This window comes from Neobacillus niacini NBRC 15566 (assembly GCF_001591505.1).
Taxonomy (GTDB): Bacteria; Bacillota; Bacilli; order Bacillales; family Cytobacillaceae; genus Neobacillus; species Neobacillus niacini.
In genome coordinates this window covers 1-8,911 of record NZ_BCVA01000086.1, presented here as the reverse complement: position 1 = coordinate 8,911, position 8,911 = coordinate 1, and the positions used below count along the sequence as shown (strand labels likewise).

General features: G+C 34.5%; 9 protein-coding genes and 1 riboswitch. Of the genes, 5 read left to right on the top strand and 4 right to left on the bottom strand.

Features of this window, described 5'->3' with window-relative positions; genetic code table 11:
* Positions 1–166 precede the first annotated feature (166 nt).
* Together BANA01_RS28420 and BANA01_RS28415 are read right to left on the bottom strand one after the other, a co-directional pair.
* Entirely contained in the window at positions 167–1,423 is a 1,257-nt protein-coding gene (locus tag BANA01_RS28420; protein WP_034674549.1) for an MFS transporter, read from the bottom strand.
* Between the two features lie 141 nt (positions 1,424–1,564).
* Positions 1,565–2,050 carry a GNAT family N-acetyltransferase gene (locus BANA01_RS28415; protein ID WP_034674551.1) on the bottom strand — a complete coding sequence of 162 codons (486 nt, stop codon included), beginning with the start codon at positions 2,048–2,050 and terminating at the stop codon, positions 1,565–1,567.
* Positions 2,051–2,186: 136 nt separating this feature from the next.
* Between BANA01_RS28415 and BANA01_RS28410 the strand changes: the two genes are divergently transcribed.
* A complete protein-coding gene (locus BANA01_RS28410) occupies positions 2,187–3,098 on the top strand; it encodes a LysR family transcriptional regulator (RefSeq protein WP_034674553.1) in 912 nt (303 codons plus the stop codon).
* A gap of 180 nt (positions 3,099–3,278) precedes the next feature.
* On the opposite strand, the gene BANA01_RS28405 is transcribed toward BANA01_RS28410, so the two are convergent.
* Positions 3,279–3,722 carry an Rrf2 family transcriptional regulator gene (locus tag BANA01_RS28405; RefSeq protein WP_034674556.1) on the bottom strand — a complete coding sequence of 148 codons (444 nt, stop codon included), beginning with the start codon at positions 3,720–3,722 and terminating at the stop codon, positions 3,279–3,281.
* Between the two features lie 208 nt (positions 3,723–3,930).
* Between BANA01_RS28405 and BANA01_RS28400 the strand changes: the two genes are divergently transcribed.
* The 4 genes from BANA01_RS28400 (at position 3,931) to add (ending at position 7,955) form a co-directional block, all read left to right on the top strand.
* Complete coding sequence (locus BANA01_RS28400; RefSeq protein ID WP_063255626.1) at positions 3,931–4,803, top strand: SDR family oxidoreductase; 873 nt, start codon at positions 3,931–3,933, stop codon at positions 4,801–4,803.
* Positions 4,804–5,077: 274 nt separating this feature from the next.
* Entirely contained in the window at positions 5,078–5,647 is a 570-nt protein-coding gene (locus tag BANA01_RS28395) for a histidine phosphatase family protein (protein ID WP_034674540.1), read from the top strand.
* Positions 5,648–5,795: 148 nt separating this feature from the next.
* Positions 5,796–6,548, top strand: coding sequence for an SDR family oxidoreductase (locus BANA01_RS28390; RefSeq protein WP_235847265.1), 753 nt, complete (start codon positions 5,796–5,798; stop codon positions 6,546–6,548).
* Between the two features lie 248 nt (positions 6,549–6,796).
* A riboswitch (purine riboswitch) is annotated at positions 6,797–6,895 on the top strand.
* Positions 6,896–6,962: 67 nt separating this feature from the next.
* Entirely contained in the window at positions 6,963–7,955 is a 993-nt protein-coding gene (gene add, locus BANA01_RS28385) for an adenosine deaminase (RefSeq protein WP_034674542.1), read from the top strand.
* A 251-nt stretch (positions 7,956–8,206) separates the two neighbouring features.
* On the opposite strand, the gene BANA01_RS28380 is transcribed toward add, so the two are convergent.
* Complete coding sequence (locus BANA01_RS28380; RefSeq protein ID WP_063255625.1) at positions 8,207–8,545, bottom strand: L,D-transpeptidase; 339 nt, start codon at positions 8,543–8,545, stop codon at positions 8,207–8,209.
* Positions 8,546–8,911: the final 366 nt, after the last annotated feature.

Genomic DNA, 8,911 nt, shown 5'->3' with positions numbered 1-8,911 from the left:
AAGCAGTTTAGTGGAAGAAGAAAAAAGATAATTACGGAAAGCTAGGAAAATCCAGAATACAATTTTAGTGAATCCAAAATGAAAAATGCCAAATTTCTTGTGGCATCACCTAGAAATTTAGCATTAGAATTTTGAAGTTGTAACTGTTTTTATTCTCTACGAGTTGTTATATAGTTAATTGATTTGAATGTTGTTTTTTAATAATAATAACAAATAAACTTGCTAATAAACAGAAAACTCCAGCCAGGAAGAATGCCCAAGTATAAGTGTTGAAAAATTTATAGATTAGACCCCCACCATATGCAGCTACTGCAGCTCCTGCCTGATGAGATGCGAAAATCCAACCGTATATTATCCCACTTTTTTTAGACCCAAAAATTTGTCTTGAGATACTAATAGTAGGTGGAACAGTTGCAATCCAATCTAATCCATAAAACACAGTAAAAATAACAAGCATAGTCATTGAACCTTCAATTAATGCATATGGAAGTAACACAAGAGAAGCTCCTCTTAAACCGTAGTACCAAAGTAATAGCCATCGATTATCGAAACGATCAGATAGCCAACCAGACAGGGTCGTTCCTACTAGATTAAAAATGCCCATAAACGAAAGAAACGAAGCTGCTGTAACTAAAGGTACTCCAAAACTTATACAATACGAAACAAAATGGGTACCAATTAAACCATTAGTGGAAAGCCCACAAATAAAGAAACTACCAGCTAATAACCAAAATTCTTTCACTCTCACAGCTTCTAATAAACCATTGAAGGCTAATACAATAGGATTTTCCTTTTCTCCTTTAGTTCTTTCTTGTAATTCTTCTTCAAGTCCATATCGAAGAATCCCAACATCCTTTGGTGTGTTTTTCATAAATAAAAGGATTATGATAAGCATAATGAAACAAAGTATCATAATTAAACCAATAGCCCAACGCCACGAATAATTATTGATTATGGTCGCTAATACTGGAAGAAGAATTAACTGACCTGTCGCGGTACTTGCCGTTAATATTCCGACTGCAAGACCTCTTCTTTTCTCAAACCAATGGTTCGCCACATATGGACTTACTACCGTTAAAAAAAGACTTGCTCCCAGTCCAATAATAACGCCCCAAATGATGATCAAATGCCATGATTGATTCATAATGAAGGTTAGTATTATACCTGTCAGCAAAGTTGCCATTGAAATAATCATCATTTTTTTTAACCCAATCACTTCTAATAACGCTGCCATAAACGGTCCTGATATACCATATAAAAAAAGACTTGTTGCAAAAGCAAGTGCAATAATAGAGCGATCCCAGCCAAATTCATTTTCTAAGGGGTCTATGAAAACCCCTGATGATGACATGACAATTCCTGCTACAATAATGGAGAAAAATGTTATGGCTAGAATAAACCAGCTATAATGTATACTTTTCAAACTCAACCCCTCATTTTCTGGATCTTTCCATAAAGTTCACTTAAGTAAAATGCAGATAATCCCCAAGGAGTTTATTTCATTCCTTGATACTTTAAATTCCAGGTAGCTATTTAATCGTTTCTATCTCAATGTTCAATATTCTTATTTGGATAAGGGCAATTCAAAAATTAATGAATCTCTATCAGGGTAATCATATTGAATTGGTAAGTGCTCTTTATCAATCTCCTTAAATCCAACCTTTTTATAGAAAGCGTGTGACCTAGTGGCTTTAGATGGGGTATCCAAAATTATCTTAGAAAATCCTTGTTTTTTCGCAAAATCAAGTAATGCTTCGTAAAGACTAGTTCCTATCCCCATCTCTTTACCACGGTAATCTTTATAGACGAAAAATTTCTTTAACACTGCAACCTCTTTGGTTTTCCTCTGCAAACCAATAGTACCTACAACTTCTCCTTTATCATTTAAAGCTATCCAAAAATTACCACCATCATTTATATAATTCGAATGAATGTCTAGAATGTCCAGTTGTTCTTCGAGAGTAATACCTACTTTATATTCGGCATTCTGTACATGCAATATTAGTTTAATGACCTCTTCTTTAAATCTATCATCGTAAACTGTAATCATTTTAATTACTCTCCCATTATGTATTTTCTTTAACAATAACTCGTGATTAATTATTAGTAAAATTGAAATCTGTGAAGCTACCCATCGATTTTTTTGATACTATACATATAAGAATAAAATAAAAGTGGGTGATGTGATGGAGATACGCCATTTTGTTACGTTTAAAAAGATCATTGAAACGGGTAGCTTCACACAAGCAGCAGCACATTTAGGTTACACACAATCAACGGTGACTTCCCATATTCAGGCACTTGAACAACAGATAGGTGCACCTGTGTTTGATAGGATGGGTAGAAAAGTAATATTGACCGATGTTGGTAAGAAGTTGTTGCACTATTCTCAAGAGATATTAGAAACCTACGGTAAAATTGAAAACCTTGCAATTGAAGAAAAGGATGTTCGAGGTGAGATAAAGATAGCTGCTCCTGAATCCTTAACTGTATATCGTTTAGAACCGATATTACGTGAATATAGAAAGAAGTTTCCTCATGTAAGTATCAGTCTAAGTAATGCTACGTGCGGAGATAACAAAAGAGCAATACTTAATGGTAGTGCGGATGTTTCATTTGTCATGTTACCACAATTGCAGGATTCTGATTTAATCGTCCATTCCATGTTAGATGAACGTATCGTCCTTGTTGGAAGCCCTGACTGTTCGCTAAATATATTAGATGAAAGATATGAGAATCAAAAAATAAGCGAATGTTTGATTGTCAACGAGAAAGAATGCAGTTATAGAACGGTGTTTGAAGAATATCTTGGAGAACGAGAAATTGTACCTTCCCACACGATGGAACTTTGGAGTATAGAGGCGATGAAACGTTGTGTAATGAGTGGGCTTGGTATTGCTTATTTACCTTTAATGACAGTAAATGATGAAGTCAAGGCAGGAAGGTTAAAAATTATTCCCTGCGTTGGTGACTTTAAACAGATTTTCTCCCAAGTCCTTTATCACAAAAATAAATGGGTTTCCCCTGCATTATCAAGTTTTATAGATATTACCTTGAAACACGCAAGAGACTGGTCATGTGAGGAGAATACTTGTTAAGTTGAGAATGTGAAGTTTTAAACTTAAACTAACGGGGGCGATCCTTCAATAACGAAGGGTAGCTTTTTCTTATTTAAGTAACGTGGCAGGTTAACTCAATAAGACTTAGTTTATTAAAGGTTTGGTAATACAAAAAAGACATTCCTGAAAAGGAGAATGTCTTTTATTAATTCCTTCCATTTAACATTTAACATTTAGTTTCTCTTTTTCAGTAACATCCTTTACTACATCTTCAATGGTTACATTTTCGAGAACCTTCTCCAATGCAGTTTGAGCACTGAAAAAGAGTGGTTCAATTGTATTTTGAATATTCCTTCCGACGGTACAATCAGGATTTGGATTTTCGTGAATGCTAAACAGTTCTTTGTCCTTGACAACATTAACAGCTTTATAAACATCAAGCAATGTAATATCTGATAAATCCTTTGCGAGTTCGGCTCCTGCAATACCAGGTTGTACTTTTATTAATCCTGCTTTTTTTAGCATCCCCATAATTTTCCTGATCACGGCTGGGTTCGTGTTAACACTTCCAGCTAAATATTCAGATGAACTTACTCCATCTTTATTTATTTCGATTAGAGTTAATATATGAATTCCAACGGAAAATCTGCTGCTGATGGACATCTTCAGTCATCTTCCTTCCTTACTTTTTTACGAGAAAATAAATTAATTTGTTCATCATGTAATTAATTTGATTACAAGTTTATTATACCAAATTAAGAACAAAATAATAAATAGCATTTTTACATGTTGACAAGTTGGTTACATGTAATTAAAATGATTACATGTAATGGATGTTGTTACAGGAAAAACCGAATGGGAGGAGTACAAAATGAAAATATTAGTTACAGGAGCAACAGGGAAATTAGGTTCAAAGGTTGTAGAATCATTATTGAAATCTATACCTGCAAGTGAGCTAGCAGTGAGTGTTCGAAACCCAGAGGAAGCAGAAGGGCTTCGGGCTCGTGGAGTGGAAGTTCGTCAAGGAGATTTTGATCGTCCAGAAACCTTAGATAATGCTTTTACAGGGATTGATCGCTTATTAATTATTTCTGCCGATGGTGACAATGAAACAAGAAGTCATCAACATACTAATGCTGTCAAAGCAGCTGAGCGTGCAGGGGTAAAATTTATTGCTTACACAAGTTTAGCAAACGCAACAGAAAGCAAAAATTTAATGGCTCCTCCTCATGTTGCTACAGAAGCAGCTATCATTAAAACAGGTATCCCATATTCTTTCTTGCGTAATAATTGGTATTTGGAAAACGAAATCGGAAGTATTCAAGGTGCTATGAATGGAGCTCCATGGGTAACCTCTGCTGGAGAAGGTAAAGTAGGCTGGGCACCGCAACAAGATTACGCAGATGCAGCGGCATCGGTTCTTGTTGGAAAAGGCCACGAAAATACAGTGTATGAACTTTCTGGTCCTCTTTTAACTCAAGAAGAATTGGCATCTGCTCTGGCTAATGTATTGGGGAAAGAAGTACCTGTACAACAAGTTAGTGACGAAAAATATGCAGAGATCATGAAAGGCTTAGGTTTACCTGATTTTGTGATTCCGATTGTAGTAGGAATCCAAGAAAGCATTCGGAACGGTTCACTAGATGTTGAAAGCAATGATTTTGAGAAAGTTCTTGGTCGCTCAGTTACGCCAATCAACGAAGCACTGACCCAACTTCTTAATACAATTTCACAAACAAAATAAAATAAACTTAAAAAATCGACTTTAAGTCGGTTTTTTTTTGCAGAATTATGTATTTGTAATCCTAAAACGAGGAGGTAAACATGAACAATAATTATCAGAATGTAAAAAAATATACTTAAACTAAAGGGTGCTTAAGTTGAACAAGTTGTTGCTGCGGCAGCCCTTTTTTCTTGTTCCACTAAAGAAGCAAGTTAGTTGAAAAAGGATTTCTAAAATCTCTTATAGAATAACTGTTGATGGTAGTAAGTAACGTGTACATGTTAGGAGAAGAATTATGGAAATATCATTGATTAGACATGGAAAATCACTACTAACTGAAAACGACAAAATAACTTGTTTGGAATTTAATAAGTGGGTTGAAAAGTATGATTACAACGGAGTGTTTGAAGAGTCAGCATATCCCACAGCAACCCTTGAAAAAGTTGCAACTGCAAATATTGTTATTACGAGTGATTTAAAAAGGGCTGTTGAGTCAGCAAGATTATTAAAACCAATAACGAAAATCATTTCTGACCCTTTATTCCGAGAAACTGAGTTACCTTCTAATTCATCGCAATTATTTAACGTAAAGTTAAAGCCAAGTATCTGGGCGATTGTATTAAGAATTCTATGGTTCAGTGGCTATTCATATCAGTGCGAGTCTTTGAATAAAGCAAAATTCAGGGCAAATAAGGCATCACAACAGCTAATTGACTACGCTAATGAATATAAATCGGTGGTATTAGTTGGACACGGTTTTTTTAATATGTTAATTGCTAAAGAGTTACAAAAAAAGGGCTGGAAAGGAATAAGAAAAAGGGATGCAAAGCATTGGGATTGTATGACGTTTTCCTTGTTAAATTAACGGTTGCTTATGTTAAACAAAGGGTTGTGTTGACAGATCTTTGTTCTTGTTCCACTAACGGAGCAGGTTAGTTGAATTAACAACCCAAATTCTGAATATGACAGTAAAGAGGAAATCCATTAGAATGGGAGTGTTTACTTTGAGGATATTGGTTACTGGTTCAACAGGACAACTAGGTTCGACTTTACTTAAGCAACTAAAAGGTTCTGATTATAAAGTTAAAATAACTTCTAGAAGAAAACCTGAAGGAATAGGACATTTCGAGTGGATTTATAGCGATTTATCGTCTGGTGAAGGATTAGATGTAGCAATAAAAGATGTAGATGTAATAATACACGCCGCAACAAGTCCGATTAAAAATTCAAAAATGGTCGAGGTCTTAGGTTTTAAGGAGTTTTTAGGTAAAATGAAACACATAAAACATCTTATTTATCCATCAATTGTTGGGATAGATGAAATACCATTTAAATATTATAAGCAAAAATATGAAGCAGAAGAATTGTTAAAAAATTGTTCTATCCCTCATACGATTGTACGTGCCACTCAGTTCCACAACTTTGTAGAAAATTTATTTATATCAAAACCACTCTTTAAAAGATATATTGTCCCTGGAAACTTTAAATTTCAAAGTGTTGATGTTGGTGAATTTGCCAGTTATCTAATAGGTTTAGTGGAAAAAGATCCACAAGGAAGAGCGGAGGATTTTGGTGGACCAGATATTTTGACATTAAAAGAAATGGCTGAACTGAAAATCAAAAAAAATAATGAATCAAATAAAGTTTTAAGTTTTTCTTTTCCAGGAAAACTGTACGGATCTATCTCCGAGGGTAAAAATACAAATTCTTTGCGGAAAATGGGGAAAATCACCTTCGGGGAATATCTAAGTAATAAGCTCGAATGAAGTATTGTAAGCTCAGACTTCCTAAATAACATTGTGAAGGGATGTACTTTAACTAACGGGATGCAAGAGTTTAAGATCAGAGCTGTCATTGAGGCAGCTATTCTTATTGAAGTAACAGTGTAGGTTTGTTGAAGAAGGCAAATAATAATTTTTATTGTAGAATATGCTTTTACAATAAACAAAATGATTTATCGGTATGAGGCACCATGTTGACAATCTAAACTTTTTTTATTATCCTTTAAAAAACGTTAATGAATTCAATGAAATTTCGTATAACTCCAATAATATGGTTTGGAGGTCTCTACCAGGAACCGAAATTCCTGATTACGAAGAAAGTACAAGATTTGTATTTTCTTCGTAGTCAGGAATTTTTTTTTGTATTTTAATCTAAAAATTTATTTCAGGAGGTCAAAAATGAACTTTTTAGCATTGCCAAAAATTGAACTTCACTGTCATCTAGATGGAAGCCTTAGGGTTGAAACGATTATCGATATTGCCCAGAAGGAAGGCATTCCGTTACCCTCATTTGATAAGAATGAACTGCAAAAAGAACTGATTGCTCCATTAGAATGTGAATCACTTGATGAGTATTTAAAAAGATTTTCCCTTCCTAATTTGGTCATGCAGTCCAAGGAGAACTTAAGAAGAATTACTTTTGAGTTATTTGAGGATGCAACAAGGGAAAATGTGAAATATATGGAAGTCAGATTTGCTCCGTTACTACACACATTAAAAGGGCTTGATGTTGAAGAAGTCATTCAATCTGTTATAGAAGGGATGAGGGAAGCTGAAAGCTGTTACGAAATAAAAGGGAATATCATCTTGTCTTGCATGAGGACAATGTCTGTGGAAAGTGCATCTGAGGTGGTTGAAAAGGGGAAAAAGTTCCTAGGAAAAGGTGTAGTGGCCATTGACTTATGTGCATCTGAAGAAGAAGGTTTTTGTGAAAGATTCGTAGAACCGATTCTCTTAGCCAAAGAATATGGCTACAGAGTCACTATTCATGCCGGTGAAACGGGTATTGGAAAAAACGTTCTAGAAGCTGTAGAACTGTTGGGTGCTGAAAGAATAGGACATGGAGTATTTATTACAGAATGTGATGAGGCTTATAAGATTGTTAAAGAAAGACAGGTAGTCCTTGAAATGTGTCCAACAAGTAATGTCCAAACAAAAGCTGTTCAACATTATGCTGAACATCCGATTTATACGTTTCATAAAGATGGAATAAAAGTGACGATTAATACGGATAACAGAACCGTATCTGATACTACAATGGCAAAAGAAATCCTTCTAGTTGACCACGAATTTAATCTAATCGAAGAAGATTACCGGCAAATTTATTTAAATAGTGTAGAAGCATCTTTTGCCGACCAAGAAACTAAAGAATGGTGCTTGGCAAAATATTAATAGAAAATTAGACTTAGTGACAAAAACAGTCCCGAACTCGAACAAATCTTTTAACTACCACAAAAATTAACTTTTGTAACGTTATCAGATTGTGGAGAAATGTACTTAAAGTAACGGGGGTAAGAGCTTAAGATCAAGCTGCCATTTCGGCGGCTTTTATTATTGGAATAACGGTGCAGTTTAGTGCAATAAGAACTGGGACGTTGTTGCATAAGACACAAAATATGTGTATAGAAGCGAGATTAACAGAGTTATATATGAATCATAACCTTGGTACCAATTGGAACTCTAGATGATAATTCTAAAACATCATGATTAAACATTCTAATACAACCGTGAGAAACACTTTTACCTATTGATGATGGATTGTTTGTACCATGTATTCCATAATGAGGTCTTGATAATCCCATCCATAAAACCCCAAAAACATGTCTAGGAGGATTTGGCTGCTTATTTATTATGGTGTAAGTGCCAAACGGTGTAGCAGTTAATATTTTGCCAGTAGCTATCGGATAGGATTTTATCAGTCTGTTTCCGTCATATAATCTTAATTGGTGTTTTGATGTTGACACTTCAATCCATTTTGCCAAGAAGATCAACTCCATTTTTTAAATAATGTATGTAGTAACTCAAGACTTTGTTAATTAACAGGAATTGATTGAACAGTATTGTATGAGTATTTTAAAAGGTTAATGAACAGTAGGTTGAATTATATGCAATAGCAGAGAAGGTGCTTGGTTAACGGGGGCGTTAGTGAAAAAAAGGGTCGTCAAATAGATAACGGGTTCTCTTTTGGGGGACAAAAGGCAATAAAAATTTTTAAAAACGCAAATAAAAACCACGGTTTCTATAAAAAAATTGTGGCTTTTTTAACATTATAATTTCATTGTTGTATAATTCCCTTATTTTTTTGTTCTCCCTGAAATTTAATTAAACATTTTTTACATATGCAATCT

What these genes read in the sequence shown, in the direction of transcription:
- BANA01_RS28400 (WP_063255626.1), top strand. Translation starts at nt 3,931, where the DNA reads ATGAAAATATTAGTTACAGGAGCAACAGGGAAATTAGGTTCAAAGGTT.
- add (WP_034674542.1), top strand. Translation starts at nt 6,963, where the DNA reads ATGAACTTTTTAGCATTGCCAAAAATTGAACTTCACTGTCATCTAGAT.
- BANA01_RS28410 (WP_034674553.1), top strand. Translation starts at nt 2,187, where the DNA reads ATGGAGATACGCCATTTTGTTACGTTTAAAAAGATCATTGAAACGGGT.
- BANA01_RS28405 (WP_034674556.1), bottom strand. Translation starts at nt 3,722, where the DNA reads ATGTCCATCAGCAGCAGATTTTCCGTTGGAATTCATATATTAACTCTA.
- BANA01_RS28395 (WP_034674540.1), top strand. Translation starts at nt 5,078, where the DNA reads ATGGAAATATCATTGATTAGACATGGAAAATCACTACTAACTGAAAAC.
- BANA01_RS28415 (WP_034674551.1), bottom strand. Translation starts at nt 2,050, where the DNA reads ATGATTACAGTTTACGATGATAGATTTAAAGAAGAGGTCATTAAACTA.